The sequence below is a fragment of the Microbacterium sp. genome, from assembly GCF_031179285.1.
Lineage (GTDB): Bacteria > Actinomycetota > Actinomycetes > Actinomycetales > Microbacteriaceae > Microbacterium.
Map to the genome: position 1 here is coordinate 12,392 of NZ_JAPSHY010000022.1, position 19,244 is coordinate 31,635.

The window sequence follows — 19,244 nt, forward strand, 5'->3', positions numbered from 1 at the left end:
CCCGTCTCGCCACACCGCTCGCGTGTCGAACTCGTCGGTCCACACCACCAGATCGAGGTCCTGGAGGCTCATCATGCGACCTCAGCGGCGATCGTGCGGAGCACGGTCAGGTTGTCCCCGACGGTGCGAATGACGTCCTGCGCGCTTCGATCCTGCGGTCGTCGGCTGACCTTCAAGCCGAGCGCTCTGACGTTCCCGGCTGCACGGAGCGCATCGCTGAGATGTGCGTCATCGAGAAGAGATCCGGCCGTGGGGTCAGCCGAGGCGAGCGGCAGGTGACGATCCTCCCATGCGTCTCCGTACGGGCCATCCGCCGCCGCAGTGCCCGAGAATGCCAGCCCATGCAGAAGACCCGAGTCGTGCGCCGCTTGGATCTGGCGCGTCACCCCATCCGGATCTCGAGTCTCGATGACCGACCGACCCCAGTTCAGCCACAGGCGCACGGCGCTGTGACTCGACTGGATCGCGGCGATCTCGCTGTCCAGAGACAGGAAGCCCTTCTCGAACGGACGCCCGGACACGGGAGCGTCGCAGTGCTCGAGGAGAAGCTGCGCTCCCGCCCAGTCCCACGACGCGATCTCCTCGAGCGACGCTGCCAGGGCCTTCGAATCTCCCGTTCCGCGCGGTGCGGAGTGGAGCATGACCGAGGCGATCGGGGCTGTGCTTTCTGCACAGAACTCTCTGGTCGCCTCGGCAACCGCCATGACGTCGTTGAGGGCGATCCGTCGCCCATCACGGTCGAGCGACGCAATCCCGTACCCGTCGACCTCTGCGCACCGACGCATCACCCATGGCAGGGGGGTGAGGGTGAGCAGTGCGCCGGCTGGAACATGCGCATGGAACCACTCAGGGTCATGCGGATGGATGTCGCCTACCCACGGCACTTCCAGCCCGACGACGTCGGGAAGCGCGCACAGGCCCTGCAGCAATTCCGCCTCCAGCCCGGGGTCCCATTCCGAGTGCGCGGGCGACGCTGCGTATGAGCTGATGACGATCGGGGTCCGATGCTCGCTCATCCGACCAGACGCCTGTGTGCGTGCGTGTATCGGTAGTAATCGGCGAGTATCAACCGGGATGCGGCCGCCTCGTCGACGTACACGGTGACCCGCGGGTGGTGCTGGAGCACAGTCGCCGGCCATCGCGCGCTGACCGCGCCTTCGACCAGTTGCGCCACAGCTTCCGACTTCTCGTGTCCGGTGGCCACCAGCACGATGTGGCGAGCCTCGCTGATCGTGCCCAGTCCTTGCGTGAGGCAATGCCTTGGAACGGCATCGATGTCGCCGCCGAAAAATCGCGCATTGTCTCGCCGGGTCTGCTCGGTCAGCGTCTTCACTCGGGTTCGGGAAGCGAGTGACGATCCGGGCTCGTTGAACGCGATGTGTCCATCAGATCCGATACCCAGGATCTGGAGATCGACGCCTCCGGCATCCGCGATCGCGTTCTCGAAGTTACGGCATTCATCGTGGAGGTTCGACGCCCCTCCGTCCGGTCCGCGCACCGAGTGGGAAGGCATGTCGACTCGCCGGACCAGCTCGCTCTGTATCACGGTGCTGTAGCGGCACGGATGGCCCTCGGCGAGGCCGACGTACTCGTCGAGCGTGAACCCTTTGGTCTGTTGTAGTGACAAGACGCCTTCGGACACTCGGCGAGCAAGCGCGTCGTAGATGCGCAGCGGGCTGGATCCGGTGGCAAGACCGAGTACGGCGTCAGGGCGTTCGGCGATCAGCCCCGATACGTCATCGGCGACGAGTTCGCCGATCTTGTGCTCGGGAACGATGAGGACTTCCATCAGGACTCCTCGGGGTCGGGTGCGTGGCGGGCCGGAGGCAAGGCTGCGGCTCTGATGGGACGGATGCTGATCATCGGAGCCGCTCGCCTCGCTCGCCCTCCACCGCTGCTGCGAACCACGAGGTGATGGTCGCCGGGTGAGTGATGGCGGTGCCGACGCAGACCGAGAACGCCCCGGCCGCAATGGCTGCCGCGGAATCCGCCGGTGTGTGGATGCGACCCTCGGCCACGATCGGGAGATTACAGCGCGCGGCGATGAGGCCGATCAGCTCGAGATCGGGGCCGAGAGTCTTCGGTCGCTCCCCGGTGTACCCCGACAGTGTCGTACCGAGAATGTCGACGCCCGCAGCTTCGGCGGAGATCGCATCGTCGAGCGAGCCGCAGTCGGCCATGATGAGCACGTCGGAGTAGGCGCGGATACCGGTCACGGTCTCTGCGAGTGTGCGCCCGTCCGGGCGGGGACGGCGCGTGCCGTCAATGGCGACGACGTCGGCTCCGGCATTGATCACGGCTTTGGCGTGTTCGAGCGTGGGGGTGATGAAAACCTCGTCGCTCCCGTCTTTCCACAGTCCCACTATCGGTACGGGAAGCTCGGCCACGCCTCGGATGTCGGCAAGGCCCTGCACGCGGATCGCGGCGGCACCGCCCGCGAGCGCTGCCTGCGCGACCTGCGCCATCGTCCGGGAATCCCGCATGGCTTCGCCGGGGTAGGCCTGGCACGAGACGATCAGGCCGTTCCGCAGCAGCTCGAGGGTGTTATCGAATCTCATGGGTTCCTCCAGGCGGATGCCGCGGCTCCTCGCAGCGGCGCATCGTCGCCGAGGACTCCCGGCAGGATCGGGGTGTTCTGCAGCGCGTCGATCGCCTCGGCGTGGAAGGCGTCGAGCATCGGACGCCACCAGGCGTCTCCGATGTTCGGCACCCCGCCGGTGATGACGATGCGTTCGGGGTCGACGAGTGTCGCGGCCGCTGCGAGCGCGCGGCCGACGGCCGCGGCTGACTCCTCGAGCGCGCGGCGTGCGGTCCTGTCGCCCGCGCTCGCGGCGGCGGCGATGCCGCGCGCGTCCGCGATCGCGGGATCGCCGCCGAGCACGATGAAATGCCGGTGCATCCCGATGCCGGAGCCGATGGCTTCGAGGTGACCGACACGACCGCACGGGCAACGCAGATGGTCGGCCCCCGGGGTCGGTATGTGCGCGATCTCGCCGGCGACGTGATGCGCGCCGCGCACCGCGCGCCCGTCGAGGATGAGCCCGCCGCCGACCCCGGTGCCGACCGCGACGACGAGCGCGCTCGCAGCACCGGCGGCGGCTCCGTGCCGGTACTCCCCCGCGGCATGCGCATCGACGTCGTTCTGGACGACGATGAGCGCTCCTGGCCGCAGCAGATCGCCGAGACCGGCACGGATCAGCCCGGCCACATCCGTGCCCGGCCAGTCCGCGAAGGTGTCGGTGGCCGACACGATGGTGCCGGCGCCGGAATCGACGACCCCCGCTGTACCGATCCCGACACCGGCGAGGCGCTGACCGGTGTCGGCCAGCAGACGAACGGCCAGTGCGACCACGGTCGCCACCACGGCCGCGCGCCCCTCAGCTGCCGGCGTCGCCGCCACCTCGACGCGCAGCAGCGCGCCGGTGCGGTCGGCGAGCGCCGCGGCCGTCTTCGTGCCGCCGATGTCGACGGCGAGGACAACCTCGCCCATCAGCCGACGGCGACGGAGAGCAGGTCCAGGTCGGCGAGGATGCCATGGATCCGGCCGACGGCGTCGGGGTCGAGCGTCTGCACCGTGCGGGCCATTGTCGCGTGATCGATGATCCCCCTGGCCTGCATCGCGGCCTTGAACGCTCCGACGCCGGTCGCGTCGCCGGAGAGCCCCTTCGGCTGGAACACGATGTCGAACAGACGGTTGATGCGCTCCTGCTCGGTGCGTGCGGTCTCCCAGTCGCCCTTCTGTGCGGCATCCCACAGTCGCACGTACCCGGCGGCCTCGACGTTCGCCAGGCCCGGTACGACGCCGTCCGCACCGGCGAGCGCCATCGCGTCGACGACCACCTCGTGGCCGGTGAGCAGCTGCAGCGGGTGGCCGGCCGCGGCATTGGCGGCGATCAGCCGACGGAACGAGACGTCGTCGCCCGAGGAGTCCTTGACCCCGTGGATCACGCCCTCCGTGCCGAGCTGGACGAGCATCTCGATGCCGAGCTTGGAGTGCACGCGCACCGGGACGTCGTATGCCCACAGCGGTGCGCCGATCGCCGCGGCGATGGTGCGGAAGTGGTCGGCCACCTCGACGGCGGAATTCAGCGTGTACAGCGGTGCCGTGGTGACGATCGCCTGCGCGCCAACGTCGATGAGGCGGCGCGCGGTCGCGACGATGCGCGGTGCGGTGAGCTCGATCGCGCCGGCGATGATCGGCACGCGTCCGGCGTTCGCCGAGACGATGGTGCGCAGCAGCTCGACGCGCTGATCGTCGGTGAAGTACGCCGTCTCTCCAGAGGAGCCGAGGGCGAAGAGCCCGGACACGCCCTCGGAGAGCAGGCGCTCGACGAGACGCTCGAGCGAGGCGTGGTCGATCGAGCCGTCCGCGAGCAACGGAGTGACGACGGGCGGGATGACGCCCGAGAAGGTGGGGACGGAGGAGGCAGCAGACATGTGTGTTCCGGTCGTTTCAGTGGGTCGGTTCGAGGAGGGAGGGGGCGGCGCCGAGCAGGGTTCTGGTGTGGTCGTCGGAGGGCGCCTCGAAGACGCGGGCGGCATCGCCGAACTCGACGACCTTGCCCTTGTTCATCACGGCGATCTCGTCGGAGAGGTAGCGGACGGTCTGAATGTCGTGCGAGATGAAGACCATGCCGAGGCCGAGCTGTTCCTTCAGATCCGTCAGCAGGTTGAGGATCTGCGCGCGGACCGAGACGTCGAGCGCCGAGGTGGGCTCGTCGGCGACGATGACCTGGGGATCGAGCACGAGAGCCCTGGCGATCGCGACACGCTGCCGCTGACCGCCGGAGAGCTGGCTGGGCAGGGCTTCGAGAGCGGATGCCGGCAGCCCGACGAGTCCGACCAGATCGCGCACCTTGCGATCGCGCGACGCTGCACTGCCCATGCGGTGCACCTGCAGCGGGTCGAGAAGCGCATCGCGCACCGTCATCCTGGCGTTCAGCGCGGTCGCGGGGTCCTGGAAGACGACCGAGAGGATGCGTCCGAGGCGTTTGCGCACCGCCGGCGTGAACGAGCGCACCGGCTCGCCGCCGAAGATCACCTGTCCGCTCGTCGGCTTCTCCAGGCCGATCAGCACCTTGGCCGATGTCGACTTGCCCGAGCCCGACTCACCGACGATGCCGAGCGTCTGGCCGCGCCGCACGGTGAGCGACACGCCGGCGAGCGCGTCGACGTGCTGCGGCCGGAAGAGCGCTGCGCCGCGCGTCTTGTAGCGGACGTGCACATCCTTCAGCTCGATGACGGGTTCGCTCATCGCCCTGCTCCGATCGCCTGGACGGGCGCATCATCCGGATGCGCGGAGTAGTAGTGCTCGGTGCCCTCGATGTGACGGCGCACCGGGGTGGCCCCTGCGAAGCGAGCGGGATCGGACGAGCGCGGGGCGAATCTGTCACCGGGCGCGAAGTCGCGCGGCGACGGGACGACGCCCGACACCTGGTGCAGCCGGTCGGAGCCGGCTTCGATCGACAGCACGGCCCCGAGGAGTCCCTGCGTGTACTCGTGCATCGGCTGGGTGAGCACCTCGCGGGTCGTTCCCTGCTCCACGACCTGACCGGCGTACATGACCGTGATCCGATGCGTGAGCTCGGCGACCAGAGCGAGGTCGTGCGACACGAACACGAGCGCGAACCCGAGTTCCTTCTGCAGTCGCATGAGCAGCTCGACGACCTGGGCCTGCACCGTCACATCCAGAGCCGTCGTCGGCTCGTCGGCGATGACCAGGCGCGGATCCCGCGTCAGTGCCATCGCGATGAGGACGCGCTGCCGCTGTCCGCCCGAGAGTTCGTGCGGGTACGACGACAGCGTGCGCTTCGGATCGAGCCCCACCAGTTCCAGCAGGTCCTCGGCGGTGCGGGTGCCGCCGCGCGAGGTGAGCTGCTTCATCTGCGAGCGGATGAGCATCGCCGGGTTCAGCGAGCTCAGCGCGTCCTGGTAGATCATCGCGATGTCGTGCCCGCGCAGCGCATTGCGCTCCGTCGCCGACATCTGCAGGAGGTCCTTGCCGTCGAAGAGGATCCTGCCGCGGATGTTCGCCTTCGGGTCGAGCAGACCCATGATCGCGAGCGAGGTGATCGACTTGCCGCAGCCGGATTCGCCGACCAGGGCCATGGTCTCGCCCGGGCGCGCCGTGAAGTTGACGTGATCGACCACGTCGACGTCGCCGTGACGCGGGAACGAGATGCACAGATCCTGCACCTCGAGCAGCGGTGCATCGCCGCCCGTGTAGACCAGCCGATCGGTGCGGGCGAGTTCCCGCTTGCGCAGCTGCGCCAGTCGCTCGGCCAGCGGAATGGTCGGAGCCCGCGAGACGAGCGTGTCCGGTATGCCGCTGGGCACCGAGAGGTTAACGGCCGTGTCGACGGTCGTGATCGCGGCGGTGCCGTCGGGTCCGGCCGCCGCCTCCTCGAGCTCGTGGGTGGACTCCTCGGTGTTCGCGGCATCGGCGGTGATCTTGCGCGCTCTCGGCGAGACCATCGCGTCGGTCATCCCCTCCGACAGGATGTTCAGGCACAGCACGGTGATCATGATGAGGATGCCGGGGAAGAAGGTCGCCCACCATGCGCCGCTCATCAACAGGTTGCGGCCGGCCGCGATGACGTTGCCCCAGGACGGCTCGGGGTCGGGGACCCCGGCCTGCAGGAACGACAGCGATGCCTCGAAAACGATGGCGTCTGCGACGAGCACCGTCGCGAACACCAGCACCGGCGCCATCGCGTTGCGTGCCACGTGACGGACGATGATGCGCGGAGTGCCTGCGCCCATCACCCGCACCGCCGAGACGTAGTCCTCGCCGTACTGGTCGAGGATGTTCGCACGGACGATCCGGGTGAGCTGCGGCACGTACAGGAAGGCGATGGTGAGCACCAGCACCGGCAGGGACTTGCCGAACACTGCCACGAACACCGCGGCGAGCGCGATGCCGGGGAAGGACATGATGACGTCCATGACCCGCATCAGCGTCTCGGAGATCCACCTCGGGGCGGTGGCGGCGATCGTGCCGAGCACACAGGCGGTGGCGAGGGCGACGAGCGTCGCGCCGAGTCCGATCACCAGGGAGTAACGGCCGCCGTAGACGAGGCGGGAGAAAATGTCGCGACCCTGGCGGTCGGTGCCGAACCAGTGCTCGGCGCTCGGCGGCTGCACCGGGACTCCGGAGGCGAGCGGATCGAACGGGGTGATGAGCGGGGCCGCGATCGCGGAGAACGCGATGATCGCGAGCACCGTGATGCAGATCATCGATCCCAGAGACAGTCGCCCCCAGCGAAGGCCCGGGGTCGAAAGACGTTCCGTGAGTTTGCGTCGCATGTCACACCGCCCGGATTCGAGGATTGATGAGCACGTACAAAAGGTCGACGATGATGTTGATCACGACGAACGCGAGCGATACGGCCAGCGTCACACCCTGCACGAGGTTGGGTTCGTTGTTGGTCACGCCGTTCAGAATCAGCGTTCCCATGCCGGGGATGGCGAAGATGATTTCGATCACGACGGCCCCGCCCATGAGGTAGCCGATCCGCAGACCCAGCACGGTGACGGGGGTGATGAGGGCGTTGCGCAGTACGTTCCGCCCGACCACGATCACCCGGGGGATGCCGGCGCCGAGGGCCGTGCGGACATAGTCACGGTCGAGCTCTTCGACCATCGAGGTGCGGACGACCCGCGACAACTGACCGATCACGGGGACGGCGAGGGCGAGGGCCGGCAATGTCATGCGGGCGAACCATCCGCTGAGATCCGTCGAGGGATCGGGGAGGGGACCGGATGCCGGAAGCACGTTCCAGGTGAGGGTGAAGAGCTGGATGAGCAGGATGGCCAGCCAGAACGACGGCGTCGACAGCGACGCGACACCGAAGATGCGGATGAGCTGATCGGGCCAGCGATCGCGGTACACCGCGGCGAGGACGCCGATGACGAAGGCGACGACGACGGCGATCATCAGACCGAGGAAGGTCAGCGCCAGGGTCACCGGGAAGGCGCGGACGACCTCGTCGATCACCGGCAGGCTGCGCGCGGAGTACGTGCCGAGGTCGCCCTGCACCATTCCGAGAAGGAAGTTCACGTAGCGCACGAACAGCGGAAGGTTGAGTCCGTGGTCCTCACGGTAGGCCTCGAGGGCCTCGGGGGATGCCGTCTCACCGAGCGCGGTGCGCGCGGGATCCACGGGCGAGAACGACATCACGAAGAACACGAGGAACGTGATGCCGAGGATCATCAGTGGCAGCTGCAGGAGCCGTCGGCCGATGAGGCGGAGCGTGTTGGACACGTGCCGCTCCTTCCGGTTCAGATCAGGGTGAGGCGGGGGTGCGCATTTCGGGTGTGCGCAGCCCCGCCGGGACAGCCGGGGTTACTTCGCAGCCACGCCGACGTCGAGGAACGACAGACCGGTGGTGGAGACGGGCTGGAACCCGACCAGCTCCTGGCTGTTCCATGCGGTCGGCAGCTTGCGGTGGAACAGCGGGTAGAGAACGGCCTCGTCAGCGATAAGGTCGAGTGCGTCGTTCCAGCTGGCCTGCTGCTCGTCGCCCTCCTGCTGCACGGCGCCGTCGAGAAGCGTCCGAAGCTCCGCGTACTCGGGCGAGTCCGCCCAGTTGGTGCGGGTCTGGGTCCAGACGTTCTCGCCGTACCACCAGTTCATCAGCAGGTCGGGGTCGACACCGAACACCGACGGGTCTCCGGGCGCGACGGCGACCGTGTAGTTGCCGGAGTCGACCTTCTCGTACATCGACGCCGACTGACCGATGTCCAGCGTGGTGTCGATGCCGATGGCGTCGAGCGACTCCTTGATCAGCGGAGCCACCTCCTTGACCCAGCCGGTGTCGGTGGTGAGCAACGTGATCGACAGGTCGGAGACTCCGGCCTCCGCCAGCAGGTCCTTCGCCTTGTCTGGGTCGTAGGTGTAGACCGTCGAGGCCTCGTGGTAGTTCGGGTAGGTCTCCGGCAGGAACGAGGTCGCGGCCGTGGCGTTGCCGAGCAGGCCGGTCTCGATGATCTTGTCCATGTCGAGCGCGTAGTGCATCGCCTGACGCACGCGGACGTCGTCGAAGGGCGCCGCCTTGGTGTTGAACATCATGAACAGCAGACCGAACGACTGCACGCTCTCGACGTCGGCCGATGCCGCGAGGGCGTCGACGTCGATGTACGGCACGTCCTCGATCGCATGCACGGTGCCGGTCGACATGGCGGTGACGCGAGCGGACGCATCGGCGAGCAGGTTCCAGTTCATGCCGGCGGCGAGGGCCGGGCGCGGACCGTTGTAGTCCTCGTAACGCTCGAAGACCAGCTTGTCCTCCGGAACGGCCGAGACGAGCGAGTACGGGCCGGAGCCGACCGGGTTGGCGGCGAAGCCCTCGGGATCCGCCTCGACGGCGGCCTTCGGAACGATCTTGACGACGCCGAGGCGGTTGTCGATCAGCGAGAACGGGTACGCCGTGGTGATCTGCACGGTGTCCTCGTCGACCGCGCTGACGGTGTCGACGAAGTTGACGAACGTGCGGAACAGCGAATTGTTCGCCGGGTCGAGGACGCGCTCATAGCTGAAGACGACGTCTTCGGACGTCACCGGGTCGCCGTTATGGAACGTCGCCCCCTCGCGGAGGTCGATCTCGAAGGTGGTGTCGTCAATCTTCGTGGGGAAGTCGGCGGCCAGGGCAGGCGCCGCTTCCTGCGTGACGGGGTCGAGATCGATCAGGCCTTCGAAGACGTGCCAGTTCGCCGAGACCGTGACGGCGCCGGAGGCGACCATCGGGTCGAAGCTGCCGCTGAGCGCGTACGAGATGCCGGCTTCGATGATGCCGTCCGGGTCGATCTCGCTCGATGCGGGGTTCTCTGCGGGCGTGTTCGCGGTGCCGCCTCCGCAGCCGGCGAAGGCGATGGACGCAGCGACCGTGCCGGCGATCGCGACCGCGAATCGGCCCGCGCGGCGGCGGGTGAGGTGTCGGTTCATGTGTGCTCCAGGGTGGGTTGCAGGACATCTTGAGGACATCTGATGTCTGATGTACTCTAAACACAGGTCAGGCCGGATCACAAGAGTGAGATGATCGGAACGTTTCTGTCAGGCCGGAGAGGGAGCCCCCATGAAGTCCACCACGAGTAGGGCATCGCGCATGCGACGCTCGACCACGGCGGATCAGATCAAGCAGCTCATCCTCGCGCGCGGTCTCACCCCGGGGGACCCGCTCCCTACCGAGGCCGAGCTCTGCGAGGAGCTCGATGTTTCGCGCTCTTCGGTCCGTGAGGCGATCCGCACACTGTCCACCCTCGACATCGTGGACGTCCGGCACGGGCACGGCACCTACGTGGGGGCGATGTCGCTGGATCCGATGGTCGAAGCACTGGTGTTCCGTGGCGTGCTGTCGCCCGAGGGCTCGTTGCAGGCTCTGCGCGAGGTCGTCGATGTCCGGCTCGCACTCGACCTGTCGATGGCCGAGCAGGTCGTGTATGCCGCTCGGGAGAAGGTCGACGCGGAGCTCGACGACCTCGTCGCCGAGATGGTCGACAAGGCGACCCGGGGTGAGTACTTCCTCGAAGAGGACCGCGCCTTCCATACGCGGCTCTTCGGCGCGCTCGACAACAGGCTCGTCGGCCAACTCGTGGGTGCGTTCTGGGACGTGCACACCGCGGTGCTCCCGCAACTGGGCATCGCTCAGCCCGACGACATCCACAAGACGGCCAAGGCGCATGGAGACATGCTCTCGGCCGCCCGCGCCGGCGATGTCGAGAGCTACCGAAAGGCCGTGATCGAGCACTACGAGCCCCTACAACGCGTGCTCGCACGCGCTGAACCGCCGCGACGCCGGTAGGGCCCCGACGCCCGCGCGAAGCGATTAGCCGTCCGCATCGTTGCGCGGCCGCAAGCTCGATTCACGGACGTCCGAAATCAGCTAGGCGCCGTCGATCTTCTTGGCGTTCACCAGCCGTGACATGGCGTATTCGCGCCCCTGCTCGATCTCGTTCTCCGCGAAGAAAATCGCCTCGACCGCGGTGACGACCGTCCAGCGCCGCGCTGAACCGGGGAGCGTATGCAGAGTACTCGTCCTCGAGCGCTCGTTCGATGGTCCCCAGTCGACGGTTGCGACGACCCCTGAATGACGGTGGCGAGAGTCCGCGCCGCTTGGACGTCGGGGCCTCGGCGGCGAGACGCTCGCATCCGTGGCGCTGCCGGCCGGCTGGCGCAGGCAGCGACACGGTCGGGCGGAACTGGGGTCGGTTCGGGTAGGTGGACGACACCGCCCTGCTGCGCACCGGGCAGGTGCGCAGCAGGGCGGCGTCAGGAGCGGTGTCTACTCTGCGGCGACGTTTCGGCGGCGCGCGTAGAGCAGGATTCCTCCGGCCGTCAGGAGCAGGAGTGCTGCGCCGATGGTCCCGATGGCGATCGTGCCGCCGGTGACCGCCAGAGGCGGAGGAACGTCCTCCGGCCACTCGGGGACCTCGCAGGCGGACGCGTCGGCGGTCAGGTCATTGTGATCGAAACCTGCCGTGTTCGCGAAGCCGCCGCGGTTACCGGACCCTGGTGCGGGGCACGCGAGCGTGGTGCCGTCGGCCCCCGCCGTGTCGAGTCGGGTCTCGACCGTGACCCGGTAGGTGTGGGTCGCGCCTGCCGCCAGAGCGACGTCCGCTGCGACGACATTCTCGTCCGCACCCGTCTCACCGAGACCCGTCCACGTCGCCGCGGGGGTAACGCCATCGGGGGCGGTGATGCGTGCGTCGAGAACCTCGATGCCGGCACCGTATCGGAGCTGGTCCGTCATTGTGTAGTCACCCGCCACGGCACCGTCGTTGAGCACGGTGATCGTGTAGTTCACCGTCCAACGATCGCCGGCGCCCTTCACGGGTGCGCCGTCCATCGTCTTGGTGATCTTGGTCGACGGCAGGCCAGCGCAGTCGGTGTCGACGATCGTGCCGCCGTTCTCGTCGGTCAGGGTGGCTGCGTTGTTCAGACCCTGCTCGATGAAGTTGCCACCGGGGCCCGTCGTGCAAGCCGGCGATGCCGTTCCGTCCGCTCCCACGTCTGCGGGGTCGAACGTCAGCGGGACGTTCGCGATCACGGTGACCCGGTAAACGTGCGGGGTGTACCCGTCGTCGTCGAGGCCGATGATGTCGACATCCGTCGCGATGCGCTGGTCGCTGTCACCGTCGAACCCGCCGTTGATCGAAACCCCCTCGGGTCCGGTCACCGAGACGGTGTCCACGGTGACCTGCGGTGCGAACAAGAACTCATCATCCAGGTCGTACGTGGTCGCCTCCGTGCCGGTGTTACCCACGGTCAGGTCGTACACGACCTCCCACTGCCCGTTTCCGATCGGGTTCGCCGACACGATCGCCTTGTCGAGGGTCGGCTTGCCGGGGACGATGCACTCGGCATCCTCGCCCTCCAATCCGTTCCATCCGACAGTCGCGGTGTTGTTGAGCGTGCCCGGAAGCGGCTCGCCGTTGTCCGCGAGGCAGGTGTCGCCCGCCGGAACCTCGACACCGGACAGGTCGGCGGCGTACCGCACGGTCACCGTGTAGGTGTGCACGACCGGTGCACCGTCCGCGGCGCCCGCGATGGGCTGGGCGGTGACGATCCGGAGATCGTCGATCCCGTCGAACCCGGCGTTGATCGCGACAGGGTCCGGGGCGTCACTGGTGGCGTCCTGGATACCGACCACGGTCACACCTTCACCCGGTGCGAGCTCGTCGTCGAGGTTGTAAACCCCGGCGCCGGGACCACTGTTGGTGACCGTGATCTCGTAGGTCGCGTCGTACACGCCATCCTGCCCGTCGACCGGCGTCACCGCTCCCGAGAGGGACTTGGCGATCGTGATCAGCGGCGGTGTGACGCAGGCGTCCGCGTCCTGGTCCTCGCCGTTGTGCGTGAGACCAGCGGTGTTCGAGAACCCGCCCGCGTCGCCGGACCCCGGCGCCGGGCACACCAGGTCGCCCGGGGTGACGACCTCGCGGTCCATCGAAGCGATGACCTCTACCCGGTAAGTGTGCACCTCACCGGCATCAAGAGCGACATCGGAAGCGATGACGTTCTCGGCCGCCCCATCGGCACCCTGACCAGTCCAGCCAGCATTGGTAGCGATGCCGTCACCGTTCACGACGGATGCGGTTTCGACCTCGATGCCGGCACCGTAACGGAGCCGGTCGCTGATGTCGTAGTCACCGGTCGCCTGACCGAGGTTGGTCGCGGTCACGTCATAGGACACCGTCCATGTGCCGTCGCCGTTCGGAATCGGGCTGCCATCGGCAACCGTCTTGTTGAGCAAGATCAGCGGAAGTGGCGGGCACACGTCGTCTTGACCGGCGATGCCGTTGCTGGTCAGCGTGGTCGAGTTACCCAGACCGCCGGCCTCACCCGACCCCGGAGGGGCACACACAAGCTCGCTCGGGTCGATGGTGGCCTCGTCCATCTGGACCGTAACCTCGACCTGGTACGTGTGCGACTCGCCCTGAGACAGAGTCACGCCTTCGGCGATGAGGTTCTCCATATCGGAGTCCTCGGCACCCAGACCGGTCCAATCGGGGTTGATAACGACACCGTTCAGGGAACGAGCCTCGTGATCCACGATCTCGATGCCCGCACCGAAGTGCAGACGGTCCGTCACGTCGTAGTCCGCATCGGCCGCACCCACGTGGGTGGCGACGATGTCGTACACGACCGTCCAGGTGCCGTCCCCGTTCGGGGTCGGTCCGGAGGAGACGGTCTTGTCGACCGTGACGAAGCCGATCGTGATGCACGCGGTCGCGTCGTCAGTGAGATCGTTGTGCTCGATCTCTGCCGAGTTCGACAGACCGCCTGCACCACCGGGATCTGCGGAGCAGTCGGTGATCACCGGTGCACCCTCAGTACCCTCGGCGAGACCGATGACGACCTCCACCTGGTAGGTGTGCACACCACCGGCAGGCAGCGTCACACCGGTGGCGATGTCGTTCTCGGGTGCGCCATCGGCACCCAGACCCGTCCACGTCGGCGACGTGATGACACCGTCCGGAGCGGAAGTGACTGCGCCCGAGATGACCTCGAGGTCACCATCAGCCGTCATCTGATCGCGCACGTCGTACACGCCCGCCGCCGCACCAGTGTTGGTGGCGACGATGTCGTACGTCACCGTCCACGTGCCGTCCCCGTTCGGGGTCGGGCCCGACGACACCCCCTTGGCGATATCGATCGACGGGATCTCCGCGCACGCCTGGTCATCTTCCGTCGCACCCTCGGGATCGGTCAGCTGCGACGTGTTGTTGAACGCACGGTCCGCGTCGTCACCCTCGGCCCCGCACTGAGTCGGGTCATCAGCACCGGAGCCTGCCCCTTCGAGCTGCAACGGCACATCTGCGATGACCGTCACCTCATAGCGGTGCGCGGCGTAACCAGCGTCATCGGTGCCAAGCAGTGGCACGTCGCTCGCGATCAACGTCTCGCCCTGACCATCCCACGCAGGATCAGCGAGGGTGACACCGGTCGGCGAGGCGGTGACCTCCGCCGAGACGATCGTCGCCTGATCAGTGAAACGCAGCGTGTCCGCCATGTCGTAGCTCGTCGGGTGCGTCGAGGTGTTGGTCACGTCGATGCCGTAGACCAGCTGCCACTGACCACCACCGATCGCGGTGGCCGAGACCAGCTCCTTGGTGTGAGTCGGGTCGCCGTCCACCTCGATGCCGGCCGGGTCGCAGTTGATCGTCGGAGGCACCTGCGAGTCCGCCGGGGTCGCGGCCGTCGCGCAGGCGGTGTTGACCACCGTGTCAAGCCCGCCCTCGGTGAGGGTTACGTCGAAGGTGTGCTCCGCTTCGGCGCCCGGTGCGAGCTCGTCGACCGTGAACGATCCCTCGGGGAACAGGTCGTCCGTGATCTCGAGGTCGGTCAGGGTTCCCTGGCCGGTGTTCTCGATCACGATCCGATACGGCACCGTGTCACCGACTCGGTAGGTCGGGTAGTCCTCAACGGAGTTCGCGTCGTGCCACTCGCCGTCGGCGCCCATCACGTACTTCTTCAGCGAGGCGGAGTAGTAGTTCGCGACGGCGATGGACGCAGACGTCCGCATCACCAACTCCGTGTGCTCGGTGCGAGCCTGGGCCCGGTTCACGAGCACATCCTCACCCTCGACTCCATCAGTGGCGATGTTCACGGTGAACGCCTGCGTCGCGCCGGGAGCGAGCTCCGGGCCGATCACACGCACCGCGGTCGCGTCGGGGGTGAAGGTCGTGGTCCATCCGGCAGTGTTGTCCGTCGGGTCACCCGCTGCACCGTTGGCGTCGGCATCCGGGTCGTCGGACAGCGTCGCGGGGTCCGCCGTCGTGTAGTACACGGTTGCGCCGGCAACGGCGTCCACGCCTGTCAGCTCATACGAACCCGCGAAGTCGGTGCCACGGTCATCGCCGATGAAGGGAAGGATGTCGATCGTGTCGGTGAAGGCCTGCGGCAGCGGGTCGAACGACCTCAGCGTGACCGTCCACGAGCCCTCACCCACACCGTCACCGGCAAGGTTCGGAATGTAGGGAGTGTCGGCAGCCTTACCGATCGTCGTCGTGCCTGAGGTCGACACGGTCACCTGGGCGGTGTCAGGAAGCGTGGTCACGCCGCTGTAGTTCGCAGTCACCGAGTTCGTCAGTGTCTGTCCCGGTGCGACGGTGTCGTCAGCGACGGACTGGTATGTCAACGGGTGCTGGACGTTCGTCGTCACGCCATCCAGCACCCAGGTCAGAACCTGTCGCCCCTGCGGGTTCGTCGTGACGGTGGGCTCTGGCGAGGCCGAACCGGGCACGTACGTCATCCCCACCGGCAGAGTGTCGACGATTCGGAAGCCGTCAACGGTCGGAGGAACCTGTCCCGTCCCGTTCGCTGAGTAAGTAAGGGTGTATGTGGCGGGGAGGCCCGGCCGCACAACACTGCGGTCCACAGTCTTCTCCACAGCCGGTGTAGCGACGATCACCCGCAGGATGTCGCGGTACGTCGTCGTGGCCGGGTAGCGGGCATCCGGCGTCTGCTGCCACTGGGTTCCACCACCGTTCGCCATGTTCGGGCTCCACACTCCGTCCCGCATGCTGTTGCCGAACTGCCATACGTCCTGGCCTGCCTGCACGTCGTTCTTGAGCACGCCTTCCAGGAACACGCCGTAGTTCAAGCCCCGGTTCGCGGGGATCGGAAGCGTGATCCGCACGGCTTTGACGGAGGCGAGGTTCGTCGGCTCCGTCGTCGTCCACCCCCCGTCCGCGACGCCGCAGTTGAAGTTCGCCGGGTTGTATGCGGTGTTGGCAGGGTCCGGATTCACGGCGGCGTTGTTGCCGACGTACCACTCCCTCACCGCTCCGGTCAGATTGACGTTCCATCCAGGCGCATCGAAAGAGCGGACATACTCCGCGTACCGGGTGTCGATGACGCTGCACGTGCCGGTCGTCGCACCGGGATCACTCGCGGTGAGGGACGCGTTCGCCTGCTGGTAGAGCGTTGCACCGGGAGACACCCGGATGCTGTCGTCCCAGTTCGTGCCACCCACATTCATGTACGCGGCGGAACGGTTCCAGATCGAAGCGAACGTGCCACCGAACGTGATCGTCTTCGTCGATGTGTTGTTGGCTGCGTCGTCGACCGCGGTCTGACCCGACGGGGACACGTATGTCGGGGCGTTGGCGGTCAGGTTCGTTCCGGTGGACGTCGTGGTGGCGATTCGGAACACCACCTGGCCGCTCGCGACCGCCTGCTGGGACGTCGGGAGGAGAGTGCCACGAGAGTCACGTGTCGGCACCTGAGTGCGCGAGTAGTCGATCCCGTTGAGAGTCAGAGTGTATGTGGTCGCTCCGGTCTTCACGAGGGTGCAGGACTGCACGAACGGTGCCATCTGGTCTGCACTGTGATTGCCCGTAGACCACGGGTGACCAGCCGCACCTGACCCATCGAATGCTGAGCAGGCGGCGGGCGCGACAGTCGTCGTCGATCCGTTTCCCGCAGCGAAGTTGAGCAGGTACTCCACCCTGTTCGGGCCGGGGTCGGAGCCGGTGTTGGTCGACAGCGTCCACTGAAGCGGAACATCGACGTAACCCGTGCCGACCGTGCGGGCGTCGTTGGGCGTGCCCCATCGCATGTCCATACCGAACGTGTTGACGATGGGAATCTCCGGCACTCCGGCGTTCTGACCATCGATCTGGCCCGTCAGAGAGATCGTGTCATTCGTGGCACCATCGACCGTTACGGGAACGACCACGACGGCTGCGGTTCCCTGGTCCTGGGTTCCGATGTTGCAGGTCAGCGTGAGCCCGTCTGTGGAGATCCCCGAAAGGGGGTCCACGTCAGAGGTGAGACACAAGTCGGGTATCGAGGCGATCCTGCCGTTCGTGACGGTCGCCGTGAACGTGACGTTGTTGACGGGATCGTTCGACGGGGCGGCAGCGTCGTCGTTGACGTTGACCCGCCACTCGGACGAGACCACATAACCAGAAGCGACGACGGCCGGCGTTCCGTCGGCCCAGGCGGCGTCGATCTCATACACCGTGGCGGCGAAAGCGGGTGCTGCGCTGACCAGCGCGCTCGTCCCGAGAATAAGAGCGACAGCACCGGAGACGGCGCCACGGAGACGGCGAGAGCCCGTCAGCCCCGACAAGCCCTTCCGCCGAAGACCATGAGTGCTTCGATGACGTTCCGTACCGCGCATGCTTCCCCCTCAGAAAGACTCGACTGCCTGGCGCCAGGCACCCACGCCAGATCCTAGCGATGTTTTTGCCGGGTCATGACGAGAGGCCACCCCCTCCCACGTCCGTACCGCCGAACCGCGCGACGCCAACTACGGAGCTTGAGACTGACAGATCCAGTCGTCCTCGACTCAACACGAATCGATCACAACGCTGCGCATCGGCGCCGGAGAAGACCTCATCGATCTCGACCGTGAGGAGTACCGTCGGGAAAGCGGACGAGCCTCCCGCGGAAGGAGGGCGAAATGGAACTGGACTCCGTCGGGCTGCTCTACTTCGCGGCCAGCATCGCCACTCTCGTGGCGGCACTCTTACCTCGCCTGCTCCGCCGCGCGCCGATCTCGATGCCGATACTGTTCGTGGCGGCAGGCGTCGGGGCCTTCGCGCTGTTCCCTGATCTGCCGGATCCGGATCCGATCCAGCATCCGGAGTTCGCTCTGCACCTGACCGAGCTGTGCGTCATCGTCTCGCTGATGGGCGCCGGGCTCGCCATCAACCGGAGATTCCAATGGCGGACCTGGTCGACGACGTGGCGGCTGCTCGCCATCACGATGCCGCTGTCGATCCTCGCGGTGGCCCTGCTCGGCTGGTGGGCGCTCGGACTCGGCATCGCGAGCGCCGCCCTCCTCGCCGCAGCCCTCTCCCCCACCGACCCCGTGCTCGCAAGCGAAGTGCAGGTCAGCGAACCGCTCACCGAAGACGAATCCGGCGATGATGATGAAGCGCGCTTCGCCGTGACGTCAGAAGCGGGCCTCAACGACGGCCTCGCCTTCCCCTTTACGTATGCAGCCATCGCCATCAGCACGGTCGGACTCGCGCCGAGCGGCTGGCTCGGCCAGTGGCTACTGATCGATGTGCTCTGGCGGCTGGCAGTCGGCGTGGTGGTCGGACTCGGCACGGGATGGCTGCTGCGGCGGGTGTTCTTCTCGGCGATCTCGCAACGACTCGGAATCACCGACCGCGCGGACGGCTTCATCGCCCTCGGTGCCACCTTCCTCGCGTATGGAGCCGCCGAGGTCGCGGAAGGATACGGGTTCATCGCCGTCTTCGTCTGCGCCTGCACGATCCGCGCCGGCGAGCAGGCGCACGGACTCCACTCGGTGCTGCACACCTTCGTGGAGCAGATCGAGCGTCTGCTGACCGTCGTCGTTCTGGTGCTGCTGGGGGGTGCCGTCGCGCGGGGACTGCTCGAATCCCTCACCCCGGCGGATTACCTCTTCGCCGCTGTGCTGCTCCTCGTCATCCGCCCCGTCACGGGCTGGCTCGCCCTGACGCCGGGAAAGACCGGTCCGCGCGAACGCGCCGTGATCTCGTTCTTCGGCGTGCGCGGCGTGGGCTCGCTCTTCTACATCGCTTACGCGCTGCAGCACGGCGATTTCCCCGGTGCCGATCGGTTGTGGGCCGTCGTGTCCCTGGTCATCCTCGGTTCCGTGCTGATCCACGGTGTCGCAGCGACCCCGTCGATGGTGGCCCTCGACCGCGCACGGCGCCGACGCGCGACGGATCGCGGGGACGGCGGCGCCGAGGTGGACACCCCGGTCTGATGGCGCGACTTCTTCTGATCAGTGCCCGCGAAGCGA

General features: G+C 67.2%; 12 protein-coding genes. 2 read left to right on the forward strand and 10 right to left on the reverse strand.

Annotated elements, in window-relative coordinates; all coding sequences use genetic code 11:
• Positions 1 to 71: 71 nt before the first annotated feature.
• The 9 genes from RIN18_RS13110 to RIN18_RS13150 form a co-directional block, all read right to left on the reverse strand.
• The gene (locus RIN18_RS13110; protein ID WP_309104423.1) at positions 72 to 1,016 is read right to left on the reverse strand and encodes a DUF4862 family protein; all 945 of its coding nucleotides are present in this window, start codon (positions 1,014 to 1,016) and stop codon (positions 72 to 74) included.
• Entirely contained in the window at positions 1,013 to 1,789 is a 777-nt protein-coding gene (nagB, locus tag RIN18_RS13115; protein WP_309104424.1) for a glucosamine-6-phosphate deaminase, read from the reverse strand. Before nagB ends, RIN18_RS13110 begins: the two co-directional genes overlap by 4 nt.
• Positions 1,790 to 1,859: 70 nt before the next feature.
• The gene (locus RIN18_RS13120) at positions 1,860 to 2,558 is read right to left on the reverse strand and encodes an N-acetylmannosamine-6-phosphate 2-epimerase (protein ID WP_309104425.1); all 699 of its coding nucleotides are present in this window, start codon (positions 2,556 to 2,558) and stop codon (positions 1,860 to 1,862) included.
• The gene (locus tag RIN18_RS13125) at positions 2,555 to 3,490 is read right to left on the reverse strand and encodes an ROK family protein (RefSeq protein WP_309104426.1); all 936 of its coding nucleotides are present in this window, start codon (positions 3,488 to 3,490) and stop codon (positions 2,555 to 2,557) included. Before RIN18_RS13125 ends, RIN18_RS13120 begins: the two co-directional genes overlap by 4 nt.
• Positions 3,490 to 4,437, reverse strand: a complete 948-nt coding sequence (locus RIN18_RS13130) for a dihydrodipicolinate synthase family protein (protein WP_309104427.1) — start codon at positions 4,435 to 4,437, stop codon at positions 3,490 to 3,492. Before RIN18_RS13130 ends, RIN18_RS13125 begins: the two co-directional genes overlap by 1 nt.
• Before the next feature lie 16 nt (positions 4,438 to 4,453).
• A complete protein-coding gene (locus RIN18_RS13135; RefSeq protein ID WP_309104428.1) occupies positions 4,454 to 5,254 on the reverse strand; it encodes a dipeptide/oligopeptide/nickel ABC transporter ATP-binding protein in 801 nt (266 codons plus the stop codon).
• Positions 5,251 to 7,305 carry a dipeptide/oligopeptide/nickel ABC transporter permease/ATP-binding protein gene (locus RIN18_RS13140; RefSeq protein WP_309104429.1) on the reverse strand — a complete coding sequence of 685 codons (2,055 nt, stop codon included), beginning with the start codon at positions 7,303 to 7,305 and terminating at the stop codon, positions 5,251 to 5,253. The genes RIN18_RS13135 and RIN18_RS13140 overlap by 4 nt, the downstream gene beginning before the upstream one ends.
• A gap of 1 nt (position 7,306) precedes the next feature.
• Positions 7,307 to 8,263 carry an ABC transporter permease gene (locus RIN18_RS13145; protein ID WP_309104430.1) on the reverse strand — a complete coding sequence of 319 codons (957 nt, stop codon included), beginning with the start codon at positions 8,261 to 8,263 and terminating at the stop codon, positions 7,307 to 7,309.
• A gap of 81 nt (positions 8,264 to 8,344) precedes the next feature.
• Complete coding sequence (locus RIN18_RS13150) at positions 8,345 to 9,943, reverse strand: ABC transporter substrate-binding protein (RefSeq protein ID WP_309104431.1); 1,599 nt, start codon at positions 9,941 to 9,943, stop codon at positions 8,345 to 8,347.
• A 130-nt stretch (positions 9,944 to 10,073) separates the two neighbouring features.
• Between RIN18_RS13150 and RIN18_RS13155 the strand changes: the two genes are divergently transcribed.
• On the forward strand, positions 10,074 to 10,799 hold the full coding sequence (locus tag RIN18_RS13155) for a GntR family transcriptional regulator (protein ID WP_309104432.1): 726 nt from the start codon (positions 10,074 to 10,076) through the stop codon (positions 10,797 to 10,799).
• Positions 10,800 to 11,279: 480 nt separating this feature from the next.
• Here RIN18_RS13155 and RIN18_RS13160 read toward each other — a convergent pair whose 3' ends face one another.
• Positions 11,280 to 17,465 carry a hypothetical protein gene (locus tag RIN18_RS13160; RefSeq protein WP_309104433.1) on the reverse strand — a complete coding sequence of 2,062 codons (6,186 nt, stop codon included), beginning with the start codon at positions 17,463 to 17,465 and terminating at the stop codon, positions 11,280 to 11,282.
• Positions 17,466 to 17,909: 444 nt separating this feature from the next.
• Between RIN18_RS13160 and RIN18_RS13165 the strand changes: the two genes are divergently transcribed.
• On the forward strand, positions 17,910 to 19,208 hold the full coding sequence (locus tag RIN18_RS13165; protein WP_309104434.1) for a cation:proton antiporter: 1,299 nt from the start codon (positions 17,910 to 17,912) through the stop codon (positions 19,206 to 19,208).
• Positions 19,209 to 19,244 lie beyond the last annotated feature (36 nt).

Coding starts and splice junctions, on each gene's coding strand:
- RIN18_RS13135 (WP_309104428.1), bottom strand. CDS start 5,254: ATGAGCGAACCCGTCATCGAGCTGAAGGATGTGCACGTCCGCTACAAG.
- RIN18_RS13150 (WP_309104431.1), bottom strand. CDS start 9,943: ATGAACCGACACCTCACCCGCCGCCGCGCGGGCCGATTCGCGGTCGCG.
- RIN18_RS13120 (WP_309104425.1), bottom strand. CDS start 2,558: ATGAGATTCGATAACACCCTCGAGCTGCTGCGGAACGGCCTGATCGTC.
- RIN18_RS13165 (WP_309104434.1), top strand. CDS start 17,910: ATGGAACTGGACTCCGTCGGGCTGCTCTACTTCGCGGCCAGCATCGCC.
- RIN18_RS13125 (WP_309104426.1), bottom strand. CDS start 3,490: ATGGGCGAGGTTGTCCTCGCCGTCGACATCGGCGGCACGAAGACGGCC.
- RIN18_RS13110 (WP_309104423.1), bottom strand. CDS start 1,016: ATGAGCGAGCATCGGACCCCGATCGTCATCAGCTCATACGCAGCGTCG.
- nagB (WP_309104424.1), bottom strand. CDS start 1,789: ATGGAAGTCCTCATCGTTCCCGAGCACAAGATCGGCGAACTCGTCGCC.
- RIN18_RS13130 (WP_309104427.1), bottom strand. CDS start 4,437: ATGTCTGCTGCCTCCTCCGTCCCCACCTTCTCGGGCGTCATCCCGCCC.
- RIN18_RS13155 (WP_309104432.1), top strand. CDS start 10,074: ATGAAGTCCACCACGAGTAGGGCATCGCGCATGCGACGCTCGACCACG.
- RIN18_RS13140 (WP_309104429.1), bottom strand. CDS start 7,305: ATGCGACGCAAACTCACGGAACGTCTTTCGACCCCGGGCCTTCGCTGG.